The sequence below is a fragment of the Labrenzia sp. THAF187b genome, assembly GCF_009363375.1.
GTDB classification, from domain to species: domain Bacteria; phylum Pseudomonadota; class Alphaproteobacteria; order Rhizobiales; family Stappiaceae; genus Roseibium; species Roseibium algicola.
Window position 1 is genome coordinate 3,326,480 of sequence record NZ_CP045344.1, and the last position, 20,980, is coordinate 3,347,459.

A 20,980-nucleotide genomic window follows, 5' to 3' on the forward strand; every position below is an offset into this window, starting at 1 on the left:
GGCCGGTGCGATAAGGCAGCGGCCGCCGCCTCATGATCAGCCGTCCTTGTAATAGTAGCTATAGCCATTGAGGGCAGGGGCGCCGCCGAGGTGCGCGTAGAGTACCTTCGATCCGGCGGGAATCTTGCCAAGCTTTACCAGGTCGATCATGCCTTGCATGGATTTGCCCTCATAGACCGGGTCGGTGATCATTGCCTCGGTCTTGGCGGCAAGCCGGATGGCGTCGTTTGTCTCTTCAGAGGGAACACCATAAGCCGGGTAGGCGTAGTCGGGATTGATCACGATCTCGTCGTCCCGAACCGAGCGGCCAAGTTCCACAAGGGAGGCCGTGTTGTCGACGATCTGGCGGACCTGCGCACGGGTCTGGTCAAGGGTGCCGGAGGCGTCGATGCCGATTACGCGGTCCGCCCGGTTCTGGTCGGCGAAGCCCACGATCATTCCGGCCTGGGTGGAGCCGGTGACCACGCAGACGATGATGTAGTCGAAGGTAAAACCGAGCTCTTCTTCCTGCTGCTTCACTTCCTCGGCAAAGCGCACGTAACCAAGGCCGCCGTATTTGTGGACGGATGCCCCGGCAGGAATGCCGTAAGGCGTGCCACCCGCATCGCGAACGGACTGCATTGCGTCTTCCCAGCTCTGGCGAATGCCGATGTCGAAGCCGTCGTCGACCAGACGGGAATCCGCCCCCATGAGACGCGTCAGCAGAATGTTGCCGACCCGGTCGTAGACCGCATCGTAGTGCGGTACCCATTTTTCCTGCACCACAACGCATTTCATGCCGATCTTGGCGGCGGTGGCTGCAACCATTCGAGTGTGGTTGGACTGGACACCGCCGATGGAAACCAGCGTGTCCGCGCCGGAAGCGATCGCGTCGGGTACGATATATTCCAGTTTCCGCAGCTTGTTGCCGCCAAAGGCAAGGCCGGAGTTGCAGTCGTCCCGCTTTGCATAGATGTCCACCTTGCCGCCAAGCGCTTCGGAAAGCCGGGGTAGAGGTTCGATGGGCGTTGGGCCGAAGGTGAGGGGATAGCGTTCAAACTTGCTGAGGTTCATGGAGCACACCGGATTGATTGTTGACCCCTTGAGCCTTGCAGAAAATTTCAGAAAGGTGCTTTCAAAGTTTGATGTATTTTTTCTGTCAATGAGATGTTGAGACGAGTATGAATTCCTCAATCATCGAATTTTTGTCAAAAAACTGAAAGATTCTTCCATGGTTGGTGAGCTCGACCGGATTGACCGCAAAATTCTCAAGCTGCTGCAGGAAGATGGCCGCCTCAGCAACGCCGAACTTGCCGGTCTGGTAAATGTCAGCCCGGCGACCTGTCACAGGAGGACGCAGCGGCTGTTCGAAGAGGGTTTCATTCAGGGCGTGCGCGCGCATATCGATCCGCAAAAGGTCGACAGATCTGCTCTTGTAATCGTGGGGGTGGTGCTGGACCGGTCGACGCCACAAAGTTTTGCGGAGTTTGAAGAGGTGGTTCGCAAGGCGGACTTTGTTCTCGACTGCCACCTGGTGGCGGGCGACTTCGATTATTTCCTGAAGATCCGTACACGGGACATGGCGGACTTCAACAAGCTGCACGGCGAAAAGCTGATTGCACTGCCTGGTGTGCGCCAGACCCGCACGTTTTTTGTCATGAAGGAAGTGACGGACAACGCGCCGCTGCCTTTCTGATACAGTTCGGCTTCCTTGGCCGGCAGGTCGCCGGCCTCGCAGACCGGACGACTGATGAGCGCCCCGGATCTGCTGCCTGAAATTCCCTTCCATTGTTCTGCCGTCAGTGAGCCTCGATCGCCCTGGCTTAAAAAACGGTTGCCTTGGTCACCGGCAATAAAGTACAGATTTGATATGTAATAACATAACATATCAAACTTGCTGGAGGCCTTATGTCCGATCGACGCCTGCCTGTAACCGTTCTGTCCGGGTTCCTTGGAGCGGGAAAAACCACCTTGCTCAATCGCATCCTCAACAACCGTTCCGGGTTGAAGGTGGCTGTAATCGTCAATGACATGTCGGAGGTGAATATCGACGCAGACCTGGTACGGGCTGGCGGTGCGGAGCTGAGCAAGACCGAGGAAACGCTTGTCGAGATGTCCAACGGCTGCATCTGCTGCACCTTGCGCGACGATCTGCTGAACGAGGTTCGCCGCCTGGCTGGCGAAGGGCGGTTCGACTACCTGCTTATTGAATCAACGGGAATATCCGAACCGTTGCCGGTGGCAGCGACCTTCGAATTCCGAGACGAAGCCGGCGACAGCCTCGCCGATGTGGCAAGGCTCGACACGATGGTGACGGTGGTCGATGCGGTCAATCTGCTGAAGGATTACTCCAGCCATGATTTCCTGAGCGATCGGGGCGAGACGCTGGGCGAGGAGGACGAACGCACGCTGGTGCATCTCCTGACGGACCAGATTGAGTTTGCCGATGTGGTGGTTCTCAACAAGGTGGGTGCCGCGTCGGCCGGACAGGTGGATGCTGCCCGCAAGATCATCCGCAGTCTCAACGCGGATGCGAAGATCATCGAGACCGACTACTCGGAAGTCTCGCCTTCCGACATCCTGAACACGGGGCTCTTCAATTTTGACAAGGCTCATGAACACCCGATGTGGGCCAAGGAGCTTTACGGCTTTGCCGACCACATTCCCGAAACCGAGGAATATGGCGTTGCCTCCTACGTTTACCGGGCACGGCGGCCATTCAATCCGGAAAAGATCCATGAGCTGCTCAACGGGCAATTACCAGGCGTGATCCGCGCCAAGGGTCATTTCTGGATCGGCAGCCGGCCGCAGTGGGTGATCGAGTTCTCGCTGGCCGGGGCGCTCTCCAGCATCAGTCCGCTTGGCACCTGGTGGGCGTCTGTGCCGCAGGAGCGTTGGCCGGATGACGAACGCGCCCGGGCCTATGCGAAGTCGCTCTGGGTCGAACCGTTTGGTGACCGGCGGCAGGAAATTGTCTTTATCGGTGCGGGCATCGACTGGCCGCTTCTGAAAAGCCGGCTCGACGCGTGCCTGATCGGCGAAAACGCGGGTGACGAACTTTCGGCCTTTGCGCATCTGCCGGATCCCTTTCCTGCCTTCCGCCATGCGGACCGCGCAGCATGACAGCGCTGGAACCGAAAGTGGACGCCTTTTCGAACGTGCCTGCCGCACGGGATGTGATTATCGGCCGGGATCCGGACATCCTCGCCGACATTCGCGATCCGGGCATTGCCGCCGCTATCTGGCGGCGAACGCCGGATCCCGAATTTCAGAGGTGGATGAATGCCTTGCCGAAAGACAACCTGCCGGACCTGCGCACGGTGGTGCCTGTGCATCTGGCAGAGGCGGCTGTCCGGGCGGCTTGCGAGAGCCATAGAATTCCTGCGTGTCGGGAGACGGACATGCTGGCAAGCGATGTCGGGGCACTTGCCCTGATGCTGGCAAAGACGCTGACAGTGCGTCTGCTGCGATTGCGGCTGGATGTTTCGGAAGACGTGATGTGTCCGAAGTTCCACCTGGACAATGTTCGCGCCCGGTTGTTGTGCACCTATCGCGGGCCGGGAACGGAATATGTGCCGGAAAATGTGGCCGAGGAGACTGGCCGTATCCGTCAGGTGCCGCCTGGAGGCGTTGCCGTTTTTCGCGGCCGGCAATGGTCTTGCGACGAAAGAACCGCTCTCTTGCACCGGTCGCCGGCCGCAACCCCGGCAGGTGGACCGCGGCTTCTTCTGGTAATCGATCCGGCAGACTAGGCGGGCTGCATTTCCGAAGGGGACTCAGCCACGCTCTCGGCTTAGCCAGGTTTGATATCGGTCTAGGTGTCGCGTGACGATCGCGGCAAGGGAGGCATCCGTACAGATCATCTCGGGGGTAACGGCATTGCTGGTGAGGCCAAGCGAAAATCCGGCTTCGCCGACGATTTCGGCGGACATGGTCCGGAGGATCTCTTCCAGCTGAACCGGGGCAAAGGCGTGGCGGGAGGTGACATGGGCAAGGGCGACCGGCTTGCCGGGAAACTTCTGACAGCCAACCATCCAGTCGAGAGTGTTTTTGAAGCTGCCGGGCAGTGCATGCATGTATTCCGGCACGGCGAACAGCAGCCCGTCGGCGCGCGCCACCTGTTCGCGCAGGTCGATGACGATTTCCGGCAGGTGGTCGGTAATATCGAGATCCGGCACGAAATGCGGCAGATCGCCGATGCGGTCATAGCGGCTGAGAATGAGCCCGTCGGGCGCCAGTCGTTCTGCTGCGCTCAGCAGGGCCAGATTGGACGATGCGGCACGAAGACTGCCGCAAAATGTAAGGATCCTGAAAGGCAAGGGACTGGTCCGGTTGAAGGAGGCTAGGGGCGAGTCTATCGGATTCGCCCCCTACCGTGATCCTCAAACGACCGACCAGCGTGCAGCTGTTACCGGCTGGCTGCGGCCAGTGCAGCACCAAAGCCGACAAAGAGCGTACCGGTGATCCGGCGTACCCACAGCATGCGCTTCGCAGACGTCAGGAAACGGCGCATGTGGCCGCCTGCGTAGGCAATTGCGGCATGGTTGGCGAAACACAATGCGGCGTAGGTGAAGGACAGTACCGAGATCTCCGTGAGATCGATGCCGTCGGCGCGCATGAATTGCGGGAACAGCGCGGTTATGACCAGAATGGCCTTCGGATTGGTGACGGAAACGAGCAGCGCCTCCAGGAACAGCTTTCTGGGGCTTTTGCGGGCAATCAGGACCCCATCCTCCACGTGAAAGGCAGACTTGTCGCGCCAGATCTTGAGGCCGATGAATATGAGATAGGCGGCACCAATGACCTTCAGCACCGTGAAGGCCACGGCGGAGGCTGCCATCAGGGCGCCAAAGCCAAGGGCGACCGCGTATCCAAGGATTACCAGTCCCGTGGCATTGCCTGCCGCGGAAGCGAGGGTCGCGTTACGGCCGAACCGGAGCGTGTTGGAAATGGCCAGCATGACTGCCGGGCCGGGGCTGACGGCAGGCAGGAGCGAGACAGCAATAAAGACGAGCCAAAGATCTATCGGCATTTCGGTTCTCGAGAAAAGGCTGCGGGGTGCAGCCGGAGGGGTGGTTCAGGGCAGCAGCCGGCCGTCGCGTACGGCCTGGTTCAGCAGGTCCTGGGCAAAATCCCAAAGACCCGGGAAGGGAGACAGGCGGGATTCCTTCGTCAGCTTCAACGCTTCGGCGGAAATGGGTTCATGGGTCGGATCGTCCAGGCCGGATGCAAAGACCAGCACCATCGGATGCAGCGCGTCCATCGCGTTGGCGAATTTGGCCTCCGGTGTTTCGTTGGCTTCGAACTCCAGCCAAAGAGCCTTGAAATCCAGGCCCTGCGACGAGGGAAGCAGGGCGAACAGTCGGCTTGCGGCTGCCTGTTCCAGATCCTTGATGCCGGCCCGGTTGTCGTCAGTGACCCAGTGGTCGCCTGCGTCGATCTCGACCAGGTCGTGAACGGCGAGCAGCTTGACGACGTGGTTGATGTCGGTGCCGGCAGGGGCGTGCTCGGCAAGCGTCAGCGTCTGCAGGATCACGTGCCAGCAGTGCTCGGCCGTGGTCTCGCGCCGGGCGCCACCCGTGAGCTGGTTCAGCCGGACGACTTCCTTCAGCTTGTCGGTTTCCAGAAGAAACGCGACCTGCTTTGCCAAAGTGTCGTGCATCAGATCTCGCCCATGGCCCGGCGGAAGCGGGCAACGCTTTCGGCAAAGCCATGGATCAGCGCATCGGCGGTAAAGCCGTGGCCGATCGACATTTCCCGAATGAAGGGGGCGCGCGCCATCAGGGCAGGAATGTTTTCGACGGTCAGATCATGCCCGGCATTGACGCCGAGCCCGCAGGCTTGGGCAGCTTCCGCCGTGGCGACAATCTTGTCGAGTTCCTTTTCGGCGCGTGCCGGGTCATCGTAGCAGGCACCATAGGGGCCGGTGTAGATCTCGATACGCTCTGCCCCAAGCCTGGCAGCGTGTTCGGGGGCAGCCGGGTCCGGATCGCAGAAGAGCGAGACCGTGACTGCCCACTCCTTGGCGGCGGCAATTGCCGTTTCCAGCGCGCCGGTGTCTTTCGAAAAGTCCCAGCCATGGTCCGAGGTGGACTGCTGCGGGTCGTCCGGCACGAACAGGACCTGTTCGGGGCGAGCTTCCTCCACCAGCTTCATGAAATCGGGGGTCGGATAGCCTTCCAGGCACAGTTCCTTGTTCGGGAACCTGTCCTCGATCAGCTCGGACAGCTCGAACACGTCCGTCTTGCGGATATGGCGTTCATCGGGACGAGGATGCACGGTGATGCCCTTGGCGCCGGCTTCCATCGCGATGGCCGCAAGGCCAGTCACGCTCGGCCAGGGCAGATCCCGGCGATTTCGCAACATGGCGATGGCGTTGACATTGACGGAAAGGCGCGAAACGGCAGGCATGATTGATAGTCCGGTGAAAACGGTTCTGATCTGGCTTTAAGAGACTGGGTCAGGTTCGCAAGATTGTGTCAAAAGCCGTTGAAGTCAAACGAGGAATTGTCACTAGAGACAATGTTTTTCAGTGTTGGTTGTTGTCGGCTTTCCCGCGAGTTTGTGTTGGAGGGGCTTCAGCCACCCCTGATATCGCACGAGCCGCCCGAGGCCGGGCAGGGAGATCTCGACGTCGAAGTGGAAGATGCCATCCGGCGCCGTCTCGGCTGTTTCGCTGATCGGCAACAACCAGCGCGGCAAGGGAATGCCAAACAGCTTGCCACTGCGAACGGGATAGGCGAGTGCATCGCCTTTCAGGTTCAGGTGAATGTTGAAAGTCGTTGGTCCGAAACGCTCCTGAACCACGCCGGACCCCAGTGCTCCTGACAGGCTGAGCACGGACCGGAAAGTCTTGCCGCCGAAGTTGCGCTGCCAGATTTCCTTGTCGCCCTGCCGATCGATTGTCACTTTCACCGGAGTTGCATCTGCTTCGGGCGGAAAGCCGACAATACGGCACAGCAACTGGCCGAGCCATGAGGTGCCGCGCGTGACCTCTGCCTCACCGGTCCATTGCCGGCGATCAAACACTGTGTGAAGGGAGCGGATCTCTTCAGGCAAAGCTTTGAAGGTGCTGCTGCCGAGAGCCTGCTGGAACAAGACCGGTGCAGCCTGCTTTGCAACGAAGGTGCGAACGTTCAGATGAGCGGTGGCCTCCTCGACGTCTGTCAGCTTGAATTCTCCAAGGCTCGGCCGCGCTCCGGCTGGAACAACACCCTCAACGAGGTGCTTGCACAAGATAGCGCCCGGGACTGCCGGGATATGGGGCCCGTCGCCGGCTTCCGCAATCAGTGTCCAGCTGGCGGCCAAAGGCTGGCCGTCCTTGCCAAGCCCGGCAAGCCGGACTTCCATGCCGCCGCGGTCGGACCCGAACCGTTCGAACCAGCCCGCGACAGTGCGAAGGAGTGGCGCGGCAGCTTGCAGCGACCTGACAAGGCGAAGACGCACCAGCCAGGAAAGAGCCCAGAGACCCAGATGAAGGAGGGAGAGTTCAAGTCCTGCCCGGAACAGCACTGTTCGGGCGTTGTAGACCTTGGGAAAGAGTGTCAGATCCGGCGCGCCGATGAAACTCGACCAGCGCTTTGAAAGACCGCTGCTGCCTTCAGGGCCGATCCGGCGCCGGGAGAGACCGGACCAGCCGATGACCTTTGTCCATCCGCCATCGCGGTAGACGGAAACGGGCTTGCCGGACTGGGTCAGGATCGCTTCGATGACGGAGAGGCCACGAGGTGCACGATTACCCGGCAGGATGGAGCTTTCGATCAGGTCGACCTGTGAGAACTCATCCCGAAGAGCTTCGACCGCAACCGAAGAGAGAGCCGGTACGCTGGAAACGCCTGAAAGCACGGTCAGTCCGCGCAAGCGTGCCTGCTCGTCGAGCGCGGTAATACCGCTGGTAAACCCGGCATCGTCGGAAAGATCCAGATAATGGCTGCCGGCTGCAAGCGCGGCTTCCGCAACAGCGTAGGGGGCTTGCCGGTAGGCCTGAAACGGACCGGCGGCGTCGACGGTGACGAAAGGCCGAAGGGCGAGAAGGGCAGCAGCGAAATCAGGTGCCGTCCGATCCAGAAAGGCGGCAGTGCCGCCATGCCGGCGACAGAAGGCTTCAGCCTTTCGCTGGCTGCGGCCCGCGACGATGACCTCCAGATGCTCGTGCCTCAGCAGCGCCTCGGCCAGCTTTCCGCCGAAAACGCCATAGCCGCCGAGAACGACGATCCGCTTCCTTCGGGAAAGTTCAGTCAAGGAGCCGTTCCTTCAGCGCCGCCGACGGCAGGGGACAGGTTCGTCTGCCGAACCGATAGCGGTTTTGCGCAATCCTGTCATAAGTCCAGTCCGCGAGCCTGCGCGGCAGAAGATCCAGCACCGTGAGAGCCTTCCAGGGCCAGCCGAGACTTTTCATGGCTGCGGTGAAGGACGCCATTTTGGTGAAGGCCCGGCCGCGGCAGATAACGATGTTGGTTTCCATCTTCTGCGGGTCGAGCCCGTGGTGCCGGTAGAGTGCCTGACCGATGTCCGAGTGGGCGTCGACAAAGCGAAAGCCTGCTGTCCGGTCGTGCCTGGCGACGAACCGGGCAAAGCCGGAGCACAGAACGCAAATGCCATCAAAGACGATCAGGTTGTCCGGCAACTCTGCAAGGGCAGGCGGGACCGGTTTGACGTTGCGTCTGGTATCCATCGTCTTGGGGCTTTCGCGGGCAATGACAGGTTTCCACCTCTCATGTAGGGTTGCAACGCAGGGTTCGGCGAGCCCGCACAAGGTCGCAGTACAGTATTACGACTAGGTTTTCAGGTTCCGCCGTTTCCTCTAAGACTGGGCGCAAGGGGCCCGATTCTTAAGCTTGTTCCGGACTGAAACCGATTTCGGTGTCGATCCGAACGAGAATCAATGCATACATCGAGGTCTCGGATCGAGAAAACTACCAGGTAATCCATGGCCATCTCCAACGCGCTCCTCCTCTTGGCCCAGGCAGCCGTTTATTTCATCGTCATGATGAGCCTTCTGCGGGCTCGTCAGGTGATCGGTATCGGCGTCTTCATGTGCGCGCTCGGTGTGATGCATTTCCTGGAAACATATCTCGCCAGCGTCTTTTACATCGAGTTGCCGTTCGGCATCGTCTCCCCCGGGTCGACAGTGCTCTTTTCCGGCAAGCTTCTGATGATCCTGCTGCTTTACATCCGCGAGGATGCGCTGATCGTCCGCCAGCCGATCTACGGCCTGTTGATCGGCAACTTCCTGATCGTCGCGCTGGTGATGATCCTGCGGAACCACGATACCATCTCGGTCACGGACGGCCGCAATCCGGATTTCGCCTTTATCGATGAAATGGGACTGCTGATGGTCTGGGGCACCATCTTGCTGTTTGTCGACGCGATCGCGATCATCGTGCTTTATGAGCGGATCGGCAATTGGGTCGGGCGGCACCTGGGCCTGCGTTTCCTGATCTGCGGCGCGGCAGTGCTGACTTTCGACCAGGCCGGGTTCTTCCTGGCGCTGCATTATGTTTCCGGTGCGCCCTGGCATGTGTTTGTCGGCGGCTGGGCGGCCAAGATGGTGGCGACGCTGGTCTATACGGCGCTGTTCATCCTCTACCTGAAGTATTTCGACAACGAGAGCAGCTGGCTCACCAACAGGTCCTTCAAGGACGTGTTTCAGGTGCTGACCTACCGGGAGCGCTATCACAAGCTTCTGGAAGCTTCCATTCGCGATCACCTGACCGGCACGCTTCACCGCAGCCAGTACGACCAGAATGCGCCCAAGATCCTCGCCAAGAACCTGCAGGAAAACCGGCCCATGTCCCTGCTCGTGATCGACATCGATCACTTCAAGCAGGTGAACGACCGGCATGGCCATCAGGCCGGTGACGAGATCCTGAAGATGGTTGCCCGGCTTCTGGCCGACAACCTGCGTTCCGACGATCACCTCTACAGGGTCGGCGGCGAAGAGTTCGTGCTTCTGTGCGAGAAACTGCCGGTGGAAGGCGCGACCTCCATGGCCGAGCGGCTGCGCAAGGCGATCGAGCGTTTCAGCAAGATCTATCTTCCGGAAAAGGTGACGGTCAGCATCGGTCTGGCCAGTGCGCCGCAGGACGGCGAGACCATGGAGGCCCTGTTCAGGCAGGCAGACCTTCGGCTTTATGAAGCCAAGAAACAGGGGCGCAACCGGGTCTTCAGCCCGGTCACTGTTGATTAGACCTTCTGTGGCACCCGCGATCGTTCGGTTGAGTGACGGGTCGGACAGCTGCGCCGAAAAAGAAAAAGCCCTGGAACCGGTCCAGGGCTTTTGTCGTTTCTGAAGGCCGGGACGATCAGACCCGGTTAAGCAGCCTTGCCCGGATGGTGTTGGGCAGGGTGCGGATCTCTTCCAGAATGCTGACCGGATCTTCCACCGGGCTGTCGACATCCAGAACAACGTAGCCGATGTCCAGATGGGACTGCATGTACTGGGCACAGATGTTGAGGTTGTGCCGGGTGAAGAGGTCGTTCAGCGTGCGCATGGCACCGGGAGCATTGTGGTGCACCTGGATGAAACGCGTGGCCGACGTGCCCTTGGGCAGTTGAACCTGCGGGAACGAGACGGCGCCGATGGTGGACCCGACATCGGAGTATTCCACCAGTCGCTTGGAGACTTCCTCGCCGATCCGGTCCTGGGCTTCTTCCGTCGAACCACCCACGTGCGGGGTCAGGATGACGTTGTCGAGGCCGCGCAGCGGCGACAGGAATTCGTCCTTGTTGGACTTCGGCTCGACCGGGAAGACGTCGATGGCAGCACCCGCCAGGTGACCGGACTTCAGCGCGGCGGCCAGAGCGTCGATATCGACAACCTTGCCGCGGGCGTTGTTGATCAGGAACGCGCCCTTCTTCATCTTAGAAATCTGGTCAGCACCGAACATGTCGCGCGTTTCCGGCGTATCGGGAACATGCAGGGACACGACATCGGATTCAGCCAGCAGGCCATCGAGGCTTTCGGAGGGCATCACGTTGCCGTGCTGCAGCTTGTCGACGAGATCGAAGTAGATCACCCGCAAGCCCATGGCTTCGGCCAGGTTCGACAATTGCGTGCCGATATTGCCGTAGCCGACGATACCAAGTGTCTTGCCGCGAACTTCGTGGGAACCGGCAGCGCTTTTCATCCAGCGGCCTTCGTGGGCAGCGGTGGATTTCGGGAAGACGCCGCGCATCAGCATGACGATTTCGGCAACGGTCAGTTCGGCCACGGATCTCGTGTTGGAGAAGGGGGCATTGAACACCGGGATACCGCGCGTAAGCGCGCCCTTGAGGTCGACCTGGTTGGTGCCGACGGAGAAGCAGCCGACGGCAACCAGGCTCTTGGCCGCTTCCAGAACCTCTTCGGTTACCTGGGTGCGGGAGCGGATGCCGAGCATCTGGACGCCCTGCAGCTTGTCGATCAACGCGTCCTTTTCCAGGGCTCCGGACAGGACTTCAACGTTTGTATAACCGTGTTTTTCAAGAACCGCGCGCGCGGTCGGCGAAATGCCTTCCAGCAGCAGCCAGCGGATCTGGTTTTTCGGCCGGGAGAGACCGTGAATCATGGCGAAATGCCTTTTGGTCTGATTGGTTTGAATCGCGCCGGATCGGCGCTAACAGCGCGCGTGTCGTATACGCGCTCGTTCACGTCGCGTCTAGGGCGCCGTTTTGATGGAACGCAAGCCGACACCGCGCGTTTTGTCACCCCGGTGTTTGTGAAAGCGGTTGCTGACGGACGACAGCCTGTGCCAATAAGCGGCGGGGGCGCGTTACGGCCGGATCTCCAACCGGCTGCTTGAATAAAATCCAACACCAAGCGAGAGCAGGGACCCCGATCCATGTTGAAATTGAGCGGGCCTCAATTCGATTACGAGCCATATCCCGTTTGCTATGTAACAGATGTATTGCCGCCGGAAATGTACCGGTCACTCGTCGAGAGCTATCCTGACAAGGATCTGTTCAAATACATGCCAAACCTCGGACACAAATATTCTCTGTCCGATATCAATAACCCGGATAACTACTACAAGTTCCTGTCGGAGACACCTGGCTGGAAAGCGTTTTACGATTATGTGAAATCCGAGAACTTCATAGACAACGTGCTGGATATGTTGACCGCCAACAATATCGACCTGGGCCTGCGCCGGCTCAAGGTGATTGCGAAGGATGGGCAGCGGAAGGCCAGCCTGCTGAGTCGCCTTCGTCGCCAGACCGAGATCAGTGCCCGGTTCGAGTTCTCGATGATGCCGGCAAACGGCGGTCAGATCCTGCCGCATACCGACGCTCCGCATAAATTGATCACGCTGGTTCTGTCCATGATGGAGCCTGGAAGCTGGGATCACGCATGGGGTGGCGGCACGGCGGTGTGCCTTCCCAAGGACCGGACGAAGGTCTTCAACCACATCAACAAGGCGATGCCTCTCGAGGATGTAGATACGCTGAAGACATTCCCGTTTGAGGAAAACCAGTGTGTCCTGTTCGTGAAGACCTACAATTCCTGGCACCACGTCGCGCCGATGAGCGGACCGGACGATGCCCCCTTGCGCAAGACGCTGACGATCAATATCGAGAGCAAGCTTTAGGGAAGGCGAGGCCTGTGGAAATGCCGCAGGCCTCTCGGTATTGCGGTGCTGTTGCGCCCAATTCAGACGAGGCTGTGCAGATCCCTCAAGCGCAGGGCAATGGCTCGCACCGTGTCGTCGTCATATCCGAGGCCAAGGTCGTTGCGCATGAAACGGCCAAGGTCTTCCGCTTCCTCGATCAGCCACTCCCGCTTGTTGCCACCACCGACAAACCGTGCCCGGCCGTCCAGAAAGCTGATGAAACCCCTATCCGTCAGCCGGTAGAATTTCATGCTGCCCGCAAAGGACTGCCTGGGCGAGGCGGCGCACAGGAAATTGGCGGCTTCAATGTCGACAGAGCGGACGTCTACCCGGTCAAATCCGTAGAGCGCGAACCAACCCTCCTCAGTCTGTCGTTCCAGTACGTGCTCTTCTGACACAGCTTCAAAGCGGATCCTGTAGACCTGGTCGCGGATCTGCTGGCGTTCCTCTGAAATGCGCACAGGCTCGGCTGGAGCCTGGCCGCCGAACCCGGCATCGACCAGCCATTCGCTGCCATCACACGTCACGACATGGGCAAGGTGTGAGCGTGCTCCACCCTCCGCCGCCCCCATGCGAACCCGGGCAAGCACCTGCCGGGAGGAAAAACCGATGGCTGCCAGTGCGTCACCCAGCAGAGAGTTCAGCTCGAAACAGTAACCGCCGCAACGGTGTTGAACGAGCTTTTGCCAGAGGCTGTCCCGGCCAAGCTCCGGAACCTTGCCAAGAAAAGGCATAACGTTTTCGAACGGGATTGCGCTGATCTGGGCTGCCTGCAGGGCCCGCAAGCCATCCAGGGTGGCCGGGCACGTCTGCAGGCCAATTCGCTCAAGATAGAAATTAAGATCGAAGGGCATGGGCAGGCTCTGTCCGGTTTCGAGGTGTCCGCTGCATGTAGGCAAGTCTTCGGCTGTTGCCAAGGAACACGGCGGCGGGAGTTCGCCTGGCCTGCTGTGTGCTGCCTCAACATGCGCAGGAAAACAAAAAAGGCCCGCCGCACGGGATGCGACGGGCCTTGCGATCAGAAAGCGACCCCTTAAAGGCCTTCCGGTCCGCGCTGAACGGCAGCAACGCCGGTGCGGGAGACTTCGACCAGACCGAGCGGTTTCATGATGGAGATGAACTGCTCGATCTTGGAGGTCCGGCCGGTGATCTCGAAGACGAAATGTTCCGTCGTCGCGTCGATCACGGTGGTGCGAAAGGCATCTGCAAGGCGCAAGGCCTCCAGGCGCTTTTCACCGGTGCCTGCCACCTTCACCAGGGCGAGCTCACGTTCCAGCGGCTTGTCCTGGTTGGTGCGTTTGGCGCGAACGGTCAGGTCGGTCACCCGGTGCACCGGCACCAGCCGGTCGAGCTGGTGGCGGATCTGCTCGATGATCATCGGGGTACCGGTGGTCACGATGGTGATGCGGGACAGGTGTTTCTCGTGTTCGGTTTCCGACACGGTCAGGCTGTCGATGTTGTAGCCACGGCCGGAGAACAGGCCGATCACGCGGGCGAGGACACCCGGCTCGTTGTCCACGAGCAGCGATAGGGTGTGGGTTTCGATTTCGTTGCTGACTTCGGCCAGGAAATAGGCGGAAGGCGCATCAACATTCTGTGCGTTCATTTTCTTAAAGTCCTTTTGCCTATTTCACCTTAAACGAGCGACTTGCCTTCGGCGCTGATGGCGTTGGCAACCGCTTCGTCGTTGGCTTCGTCCGGCAGCAGCATTTCGTTGTGAGCCTTGCCCGAGGGGATCATCGGGAAACAGTTGGTCAGATTGGCTACGCGGCAGTCGAACAGGACAGGCTTGTCGACGGCAATCATTTCCTCGATTGCCCCGTCCAGATCACCCGGCTTTTCGACCCGGAACCCAACCCCGCCATAGGCCTCGGCCAGCTTGACGAAGTCCGGCAGGCTGTCGGTGTAGGAATGGGACAAGCGGTTGCCGTGCAGCAGCTGCTGCCACTGGCGCACCATGCCCATGTACTGGTTGTTGAGGATGAACACCTTGACCGGCAGGCCGAACTGAACGGCAGTCGACATTTCCTGGATGTTCATCAGGATCGATGCATCGCCGGCAATGTCCACGCACAGCGCGTCGCGGTGGGCCACCTGCGCACCGATGGCAGCCGGCAGGCCGTAGCCCATGGTGCCGAGGCCGCCGGAGGTGAGCCAGTGGTTCGGCTCCTCGAAGCCGTAGAACTGGGCCGCCCACATCTGGTGCTGGCCGACTTCGGTGGAAATGAAGGTCTTGCGGTGCTTGGTCAGTTCATAGAGCCGCTGGATCGCATATTGCGGCATGATGACGTCGCTGTTCGGCTTGTAGGCCAGCGAGTTGCGTGCCCGCCACTGATCGATCTGCGTCCACCAGTCCTTCATGGCCTTGGCATCGGATTTCAGCGAAGAAGATCGCCAGATCCGCACCAGGTCTTCCAGCACGTGGGCGACATCGCCGATGATCGGCAGGTCGACATTGATCGTCTTGTTGATGGAGGACGGATCGATGTCGATATGAATCTTCTTGGAGTTCGGCGAGAAGGCATCGGTCCGGCCGGTGATACGGTCGTCGAAGCGGGCTCCGATGCAGATCATCACATCGCAGTCGTGCATGGTCATGTTGGCTTCGTAGGTGCCATGCATGCCCAGCATGCCGAGCCAGTTGTCTCCGGACGCCGGATAGGCGCCGAGTCCCATCAGGGTTGAGGTGATCGGGAAGCCGGTCAGCGACACCAGTTCGCGCAGCAACTGGCAGGCCTGCGGGCCGGAGTTGATCACGCCGCCGCCTGTATAGAGAACCGGTTTCTTGGCGTTCGCCATCAATTCGGCGGCCATGCGGATGCTGGAGGCATCGCCCTTCAGCTGCGGACGGTAGCTCTTGTGCGCGGCAGCCGGGTTCGGCGTCGGGCCCTGGTAAGTGCCGGTCGCGAACTGAACGTCCTTCGGAATGTCGACGACAACCGGGCCCGGACGGCCGGAAGTGGCGACGTAGAAGGCTTCATGCAGGATGCGCGGCAGGTCGTCGACATCGCGAACCAGCCAGTTGTGCTTTGTGCAGGGGCGGGTGATGCCGACCGTGTCGCACTCCTGGAAGGCATCGTTGCCGATCAGATGGGTCGGTACCTGGCCGGAAATGCAGACAAGCGGAATGGAATCCAGCATGGCGTCGGTCAGGGCAGTCACCATGTTGGTGGCGCCTGGACCGGAGGTGACCAGGGCAACACCCGGTTTGCCGGTGGAGCGGGCATAGCCTTCGGCGGCATGGCCTGCGCCCTGTTCGTGCCGTACGAGAATATGCTCCAGACCTTCCTGCTGAATGATCTCGTCGTAAATGGGAAGCACAGCACCGCCCGGGTAGCCGAAGATCGTGTCAACTCCCTGGTCTTTCAGCGCCTGGATGACCATTTCGGCGCCGGTCATTTCCCGTGTCATTCGTTTCGTCCTTGCATTCTCGCCTGTGGATCAGGCTTTGGCTCACATAACTGTTTGTTCTTCTGTCAATCCTGCCCGATCGGGCGCGGACTGATACAACACTGTCTGTCTGGCCTGACGCATGCGGCGTCAAAGATCCGGGCAGTGGTGGAAAATGCGTGGTCAGGAGGCGGGTACAAAAAAAGGCCCCTTTGGGAGCCTTGGTCGCGCGCCATCCTGTCCGTACGGGGTTATCCCGCCGCGGAGGCGCGCTTTCCTACTACTACTAGAATGAGCGACATTGCCATGTCGTCCCGGTCCTTTGATGCTGCAGGCCGTCTGGCCCGGTTCGACGTCGTTGTGGAACTCCCGGAACCGGGTTTGTCCCGCCAACCTGAGGCAAGCCGATATGACAACGACTTCAACAAGCTGGCCCAAGCCCGTCACGTCTGCCCCGGTCTTGATGCGCCGCACCCTAGTCAGGCGGATAAAACCGGTCAAGCCTTAATTTCGAAAATTGCGCAAAAGATCGAAGATGTTTCTGAAAGTTGCCTTTCGGGCGGCGTTAACGAGCTTTCCTTCCGGCGTCTGCGGATTTTCTCCGGGTTGCATTCCCCGCAGACCGGCCATGATAAAAAATTGTCATAAAAACCGTTGCGCCAAATCGGATCGCACTATATACAACCGCCATCCGACGTGCCGCGCGGTTCTCGCGGCCCTGTCGCTTTGGGTGTGTAGCTCAGTTGGTAGAGCAGCTGACTCTTAATCAGCGGGTCTGGGGTTCGAGCCCCCACTCACCCACCATCAACCTTCCTTTGAAATTGCTGAAGAAATTGCGGTAAAGCGCAATTCTTGCGCTGTGAACGTGGCGTGAACATACGAACCCGTACGAATGCCGTGCGAATTCGTACGGTCTGTTCTGTTCCTGTTCCGTCCGAAATATCACACGGCATCGATAGCCTCCCGGGCGTCTGCAAGCTTCTGTTCTATTTGACGTGACAATCTCAGGAGCCCCTGGCGGGCGTCGTTCCAATCATCCTGTTCGGCTGTCTCGGTGATAATCCGGACCAGTCTGGCCAGATCCTGCGCCACCTCGAGGTGCCGGTCGGCGATGTGTGGCGGCGCTTGAGAAACTCCCATATTCTATCTGCCTCCCCGGCTGATTGAAATCTGCAATTAACATTAATTATGTCAATTTAACATCTGAAATGTAAATCGCAATCAGGGCATGCGGTATCGGCAAAAATAGCTACACTGCAACCGGATTTGCATTAGGGAACTTGAAATGGAAGACGGGAGCATCGATGTCCTCCGCATGGCTGGGGCAATAACCTCGCTGGAGCGGCAGATCAGGCAATGCGGTGTCGCGGAAGTCAGGATGTCACAAGACGTCGATCAGCTTGCCAAGGCGGAGACCGAGTGTGGCAAGACCAGTGTCGGTGAGCATCTGAGAAAATCCATCAATACGCTGCCACCCGGCCGGGTTCACTGGATCGGGGCTTTTGACGAAAACGGCAAATGCGTAGCGACGTGCGCCAGCCGGTTCGATGATATTTCCGGCTGGAGCTTGCAGCGCTTCATGCACGAATTCTGGACGCGGTCGTTTCCCGGCGAAGACGGCCAGCCGGCAAAGCTGGCGCCGCATGCCTGCAACTTCGCTGCTCGCTATACGGGATCGTTCGCCTATATCGGCGAGGGGGCCGTACGCAAGAGCCATCGGGGACGGAACCTGCTCGGCCTAGTCCAGAGGACTCTGATTCTGTCCGTTTGGTTTCTGTGGCGACCGTCGCTAATCTACGGCTACATGCGGCCGCCAATGATTGATGCGGGATACGATCTGAACTGGGGCTATACAATCCGTGTCAGGCACGCGCATGACTGGGAAAATCCGCCGCTACAAAAGGACCTGCTTGACCTCGTTTTCGTTGCTGTTGGCGTGGAAGGCATACACCGTCTGGTTTCCCAGGAGCAACTGGCAGATCCGTTCCGGCTGGAAAAGAATAGCAGCCTAGAAAAGGCGCTCCCTGCATCGTCTCAAGAGGCACAATAACCCGGTGGTAGCGCAAATGAATGGACCGGCCCTGTGCGTGCAGCGTCGTTGACACCAGGTCGAACACCGGGCGGCGCTGCAGGATGGCCACCCGGTAGGCCTCGCTGATCAGACAGCGATAGTCAGTGTCCATCGTGCCCGTTTCCGGGTGTCTGGCCCAGCCGTCTCCCAGGATGCGGCTGGCCAGGGCGTCGTTGCCGGCAAACAGGATCTCCGGTGCATCGTGCTGATTGTAATTCCCGTTGAGCATGATCAGTCTCCGCGACAGAGGCAGGAGACTGTCATTCAGCAGCCCGTTTGACCGCCGCCAGCATTCGATCAACTGCCGGGCCTCGTCGTTGGCGAAGCCGCTGTCGACAGCCGACACGTCGAGTGTGAACACACCCTCGGTCATTGCTTCAAAAGCTGCTGCGACATGATCGCTGTCAGGACCAGGTCAATGTCATCAATGAAGCATTGTGCCTCGTGAGGGTGCATCAGCAGGATCTCCTGGTGGCCTGAACGTTTCAGGCAGACCATTTTTGCGAACGTCATAACGTCGTGGCGTTCGCAGACCTGCAGGATATTGCGCACCTGCTCGTCCAGAGATAGAGCAGCGCTGCCTTCAAAAAGACTTTTGAAGAGGTCCTCTTTAGTTCCGTTTTTCAAAGTCATGGGAAGAAAAATATCCAGAATTGCCGAAAGTGAAAAATCTAACGCTAGGTTGTGAAATGGGCGTGATACCGCTGGTCTAGTCGCGGTTGTATTTCTATTCGGCACGGCCTTTCAGGATCATCTTGTAGATTAGACTGACCACTTCGGCGAAGACTTCCTTGTCGCCACGGCCACTAAGTGCGCTGTATTCTGCATCGCGCGCGATGCGGTATGCCTGCAAGTACGCCTCCGGATCCTCGATCCCAGGAAGGCGCTGAAGCATGGCCTCGGCCGTTTCCGCCTCGACCTGGGTGGACGCGTTGCCTTCCCCAGTCAGAAGCCATGCCGGGGAAACCGAAAACTGCATACTGTAAATGGTCGCGCTTTGCAGGCTGAGCGGGTTCTGGCCATTTTCGTGCGCGATATAGGTTGACACCGCAATGCCCATGTCCTTTGCGGCTGCGGAGGCAGATCGGTAGCCCGCTTTCTTGCGGGCTGCTTTCAATCTTTCATTCGGCGTCATTGCGACAGTTATAGGCAGGTTTTACCCCACGGGAAAAGGGGTGTCGATGCTCATCATTGTCATAGGCCTATGTCCGTTTCACCGTCCTTTTCGAACCATGCAACCATTTTCGCGATGGCGCTGTCGGCCATGTCCGGATGCATCGCCAGGTAGTGGTGCAGCACCTGGGTGGCGGACTGGACCGAATGGCCGGTGACCGCGCAGATCTCCGGGATGGTCGCCTCGGCCAGGGCCAGCCAGGTCACGGCCGTGTCGCGGAAATCCATTTCCTGGAAGTCCTCGAGCGAGCGGCAAGGCTGCACCAGGCAGGTGCCCTGAACGGGGCCGATGGTGACGTGCTTCAGATACTTGAAGCCCTCATTGACCGGGCAACGCAGGCCGCCGTCCGGCAGCTGCCAAAGACCGCCCACCGCAACGCGGCTGATGTCGTTGAAGAAATGGCGGTAGGTGTTCTGGTTGAATGGCTGCCAGGTGTTTTCGAACAGGATCAACTGATTGCTGACCACCCCGGCCTCCTGCCGGCGGATCTGCCCGGCCGTGCGCCGGCGCTGGAACTCCGGCGCAATCTGCATGTTGACGATGGCACCGGTCTTGGACTGCTTGCAGATCAGCCGATCCTTGACCTGGCCGCGCACCTGCAGGGCCAGCCTGTCGCCCTGGCGCTGTCCGGACCACACGGCGGCAATGAAGCTGTCGCCCATGTCCGGCCGGCTGACCAGGTCGGCCACCTTGACCAGGGTTTCCAGCTCCTGCCGGGAGGCGAAGCGGACGCGCGGATCCAGCGATTTCATTTTCAGTTTCAGGCAGGGGTTGGTTTCCCGGATCCGGAACTTGCCTTCGTCCAGGCCCCAGGTGATGGCGGATGACAGGATCCGGATCATCGAGCGGGCCATGGCGTTGCCGCGCCGGTCGCGCGCCAGCCGGTAAACGCTCTTGACGATGACGCGGTCAAGCGCATCGATCTCGCTGGCCCAGACATCGGGCGCGGTTTCGGCAATCGCGTTCATCTTGTTGGCGTAGTCGCGCCGGGTGCCGGCGACCAGATCCTTGAACTCGCTCGAGCGCTGCCAGTCCTCGTTCAAGCGGCTGAGCGGATAGGAATTGCGTGGGGCCGTTGCCCGGGACGGCCGGGAAACACCAGGTGTCTTGATTTGCGCCGGGCGCGGTTCGCTGGCCGCCTGTTCCTTCTGCAGGATAGCCAGGCGCTTGGCAAAGGCGGCCGACCAGTCCATGGCTTCGCCCGGGCCGAACCAGTCGCCCCGGTTCTTGGAGCCGGGCTGCAGCTCGGCCGGGGTGATCTTGTTGCCATCGGGGTGGCGCAGGTCCGTGCCGGAAAAGCCGAGCGCGCGCAGGTTCGCACCGGGGTCGAACCGGGGACGGCCGTCGCGCCAGTTCACGTAGGGAATGGAGATCTTACGCTTCATTGGCCTGGCCCTCCTGCAGAGTGACTATCTGGATAGGCGTGGGTGCTATCCCGGTGCGGCTTTCCATGCTGCGCGGATCCGACCAGATGGCGACTGGGGCCGGCGTCGTGCAAAGCATGTGCACGAGTTTGTCGCCTCTCTCGGTTGTCCGCCAGTTCTCGTCAATCAGGCCTTCCTTTTCGAGGTGTTTCAAGGCTGCTTCGCGGGCAACGCTTGCAGTCAGATGCTCGCCGAGTTGTATTCTCGGTCTTGCGAGGGCGTAGCCGAACAGGAGAGTGTGGATCTCCAACGGCGAAAAGATGCCGTAGTTGTCAGTCATAGCGTTACTCCAAAAGTTGCGGGCGGCCACTCGGTACAAAGGCCGCCCAGGTTGACATGAAAACACCGGAACCAG

Annotated in this window: 24 protein-coding genes and 1 tRNA gene; 7 read left to right on the plus strand and 18 right to left on the minus strand. The window is 59.8% G+C overall.

All coding sequences use genetic code 11. From position 1 onward, the window contains the following. Positions 1-36: 36 nt before the first annotated feature. Positions 37-1,053: a 1-aminocyclopropane-1-carboxylate deaminase gene (locus FIV03_RS15240; protein ID WP_152510139.1), complete on the minus strand. Its 1,017-nt coding sequence runs from the start codon at positions 1,051-1,053 to the stop codon at positions 37-39. Between the two features lie 157 nt (positions 1,054-1,210). On the opposite strand from FIV03_RS15240, the gene FIV03_RS15245 reads away from it, so the two are divergent. From FIV03_RS15245 to FIV03_RS15255, 3 genes are all read left to right on the plus strand, one after another. Further along, positions 1,211-1,675 carry an Lrp/AsnC ligand binding domain-containing protein gene (locus FIV03_RS15245; RefSeq protein ID WP_152510140.1) on the plus strand — a complete coding sequence of 155 codons (465 nt, stop codon included), beginning with the start codon at positions 1,211-1,213 and terminating at the stop codon, positions 1,673-1,675. A gap of 212 nt (positions 1,676-1,887) precedes the next feature. Then, on the plus strand, positions 1,888-3,102 hold the full coding sequence (locus tag FIV03_RS15250) for a GTP-binding protein (protein ID WP_152510141.1): 1,215 nt from the start codon (positions 1,888-1,890) through the stop codon (positions 3,100-3,102). After that, positions 3,099-3,731 carry a DUF1826 domain-containing protein gene (locus FIV03_RS15255; protein ID WP_152510142.1) on the plus strand — a complete coding sequence of 211 codons (633 nt, stop codon included), beginning with the start codon at positions 3,099-3,101 and terminating at the stop codon, positions 3,729-3,731. Before FIV03_RS15250 ends, FIV03_RS15255 begins: the two co-directional genes overlap by 4 nt. A 24-nt stretch (positions 3,732-3,755) precedes the next feature. Here the strand turns inward: FIV03_RS15255 and FIV03_RS15260 are convergent, their stop codons facing one another. From FIV03_RS15260 to FIV03_RS15285, 6 genes are all read right to left on the minus strand, one after another. Beyond that, complete coding sequence (locus FIV03_RS15260) at positions 3,756-4,298, minus strand: NADPH-dependent FMN reductase (protein ID WP_173013861.1); 543 nt, start codon at positions 4,296-4,298, stop codon at positions 3,756-3,758. 89 nt (positions 4,299-4,387) lie between these two features. After that, positions 4,388-5,011 (minus strand): LysE family translocator, encoded by a 624-nt coding sequence (locus tag FIV03_RS15265; RefSeq protein WP_023000581.1) that lies wholly within the window; start codon positions 5,009-5,011, stop codon positions 4,388-4,390. 45 nt (positions 5,012-5,056) lie between these two features. Further along, the gene (locus tag FIV03_RS15270) at positions 5,057-5,641 is read right to left on the minus strand and encodes an HD domain-containing protein (RefSeq protein ID WP_152510144.1); all 585 of its coding nucleotides are present in this window, start codon (positions 5,639-5,641) and stop codon (positions 5,057-5,059) included. After that, positions 5,641-6,390, minus strand: a complete 750-nt coding sequence (locus FIV03_RS15275) for a pyridoxine 5'-phosphate synthase (protein ID WP_152510145.1) — start codon at positions 6,388-6,390, stop codon at positions 5,641-5,643. The genes FIV03_RS15270 and FIV03_RS15275 overlap by 1 nt, the downstream gene beginning before the upstream one ends. Positions 6,391-6,492: 102 nt before the next feature. Further along, positions 6,493-8,220 carry an SDR family oxidoreductase gene (locus FIV03_RS15280; protein WP_152510146.1) on the minus strand — a complete coding sequence of 576 codons (1,728 nt, stop codon included), beginning with the start codon at positions 8,218-8,220 and terminating at the stop codon, positions 6,493-6,495. Next, positions 8,213-8,653 carry a DCC1-like thiol-disulfide oxidoreductase family protein gene (locus tag FIV03_RS15285; protein ID WP_152510147.1) on the minus strand — a complete coding sequence of 147 codons (441 nt, stop codon included), beginning with the start codon at positions 8,651-8,653 and terminating at the stop codon, positions 8,213-8,215. Before FIV03_RS15285 ends, FIV03_RS15280 begins: the two co-directional genes overlap by 8 nt. 255 nt (positions 8,654-8,908) lie before the next feature. Here FIV03_RS15285 and FIV03_RS15290 point away from each other — a divergent pair, with 255 nt between their 5' ends. Beyond that, on the plus strand, positions 8,909-10,168 hold the full coding sequence (locus FIV03_RS15290; protein WP_152510148.1) for a GGDEF domain-containing protein: 1,260 nt from the start codon (positions 8,909-8,911) through the stop codon (positions 10,166-10,168). Positions 10,169-10,283: 115 nt separating this feature from the next. On the opposite strand, the gene serA is transcribed toward FIV03_RS15290, so the two are convergent. Then, on the minus strand, positions 10,284-11,528 hold the full coding sequence (gene serA, locus FIV03_RS15295) for a phosphoglycerate dehydrogenase (RefSeq protein ID WP_023000587.1): 1,245 nt from the start codon (positions 11,526-11,528) through the stop codon (positions 10,284-10,286). Positions 11,529-11,801: 273 nt separating this feature from the next. Here serA and FIV03_RS15300 point away from each other — a divergent pair, with 273 nt between their 5' ends. After that, positions 11,802-12,545 carry a hypothetical protein gene (locus FIV03_RS15300; RefSeq protein ID WP_152510149.1) on the plus strand — a complete coding sequence of 248 codons (744 nt, stop codon included), beginning with the start codon at positions 11,802-11,804 and terminating at the stop codon, positions 12,543-12,545. 62 nt (positions 12,546-12,607) lie between these two features. Here FIV03_RS15300 and FIV03_RS15305 read toward each other — a convergent pair whose 3' ends face one another. From FIV03_RS15305 to FIV03_RS15315, 3 genes are all read right to left on the minus strand, one after another. After that, complete coding sequence (locus tag FIV03_RS15305; RefSeq protein WP_152510150.1) at positions 12,608-13,420, minus strand: arylamine N-acetyltransferase; 813 nt, start codon at positions 13,418-13,420, stop codon at positions 12,608-12,610. A 179-nt stretch (positions 13,421-13,599) separates the two neighbouring features. Beyond that, entirely contained in the window at positions 13,600-14,172 is a 573-nt protein-coding gene (ilvN, locus tag FIV03_RS15310; protein ID WP_023000590.1) for an acetolactate synthase small subunit, read from the minus strand. A gap of 29 nt (positions 14,173-14,201) precedes the next feature. Beyond that, positions 14,202-15,977, minus strand: a complete 1,776-nt coding sequence (locus FIV03_RS15315; protein WP_055655364.1) for an acetolactate synthase 3 large subunit — start codon at positions 15,975-15,977, stop codon at positions 14,202-14,204. Positions 15,978-16,247: 270 nt separating this feature from the next. On the opposite strand from FIV03_RS15315, the gene FIV03_RS15320 reads away from it, so the two are divergent. Further along, positions 16,248-16,604, plus strand: a complete 357-nt coding sequence (locus tag FIV03_RS15320) for a hypothetical protein (RefSeq protein WP_152510151.1) — start codon at positions 16,248-16,250, stop codon at positions 16,602-16,604. Positions 16,605-16,684: 80 nt separating this feature from the next. Next, a tRNA-Lys gene (locus FIV03_RS15325) sits at positions 16,685-16,760 on the plus strand. A gap of 138 nt (positions 16,761-16,898) precedes the next feature. On the opposite strand, the gene FIV03_RS15330 is transcribed toward FIV03_RS15325, so the two are convergent. The 7 genes from FIV03_RS15330 to FIV03_RS15360 form a co-directional block, all read right to left on the minus strand. Continuing rightward, positions 16,899-17,096 (minus strand): hypothetical protein, encoded by a 198-nt coding sequence (locus FIV03_RS15330; RefSeq protein ID WP_152510152.1) that lies wholly within the window; start codon positions 17,094-17,096, stop codon positions 16,899-16,901. Positions 17,097-17,337: 241 nt separating this feature from the next. Beyond that, positions 17,338-17,601, minus strand: a complete 264-nt coding sequence (locus FIV03_RS15335; RefSeq protein WP_152510153.1) for a hypothetical protein — start codon at positions 17,599-17,601, stop codon at positions 17,338-17,340. Positions 17,602-17,818: 217 nt separating this feature from the next. Then, on the minus strand, positions 17,819-18,400 hold the full coding sequence (locus FIV03_RS15340; protein WP_152510154.1) for a hypothetical protein: 582 nt from the start codon (positions 18,398-18,400) through the stop codon (positions 17,819-17,821). After that, complete coding sequence (locus FIV03_RS15345; RefSeq protein WP_152510155.1) at positions 18,397-18,660, minus strand: hypothetical protein; 264 nt, start codon at positions 18,658-18,660, stop codon at positions 18,397-18,399. Before FIV03_RS15345 ends, FIV03_RS15340 begins: the two co-directional genes overlap by 4 nt. Before the next feature lie 94 nt (positions 18,661-18,754). Beyond that, positions 18,755-19,162, minus strand: a complete 408-nt coding sequence (locus FIV03_RS15350; RefSeq protein ID WP_152510156.1) for a helix-turn-helix transcriptional regulator — start codon at positions 19,160-19,162, stop codon at positions 18,755-18,757. A 59-nt stretch (positions 19,163-19,221) separates the two neighbouring features. Next, a complete protein-coding gene (locus FIV03_RS15355; RefSeq protein WP_152510157.1) occupies positions 19,222-20,586 on the minus strand; it encodes a hypothetical protein in 1,365 nt (454 codons plus the stop codon). After that, positions 20,576-20,905, minus strand: coding sequence for a hypothetical protein (locus tag FIV03_RS15360; protein ID WP_152510158.1), 330 nt, complete (start codon positions 20,903-20,905; stop codon positions 20,576-20,578). The genes FIV03_RS15355 and FIV03_RS15360 overlap by 11 nt, the downstream gene beginning before the upstream one ends. Positions 20,906-20,980 lie beyond the last annotated feature (75 nt).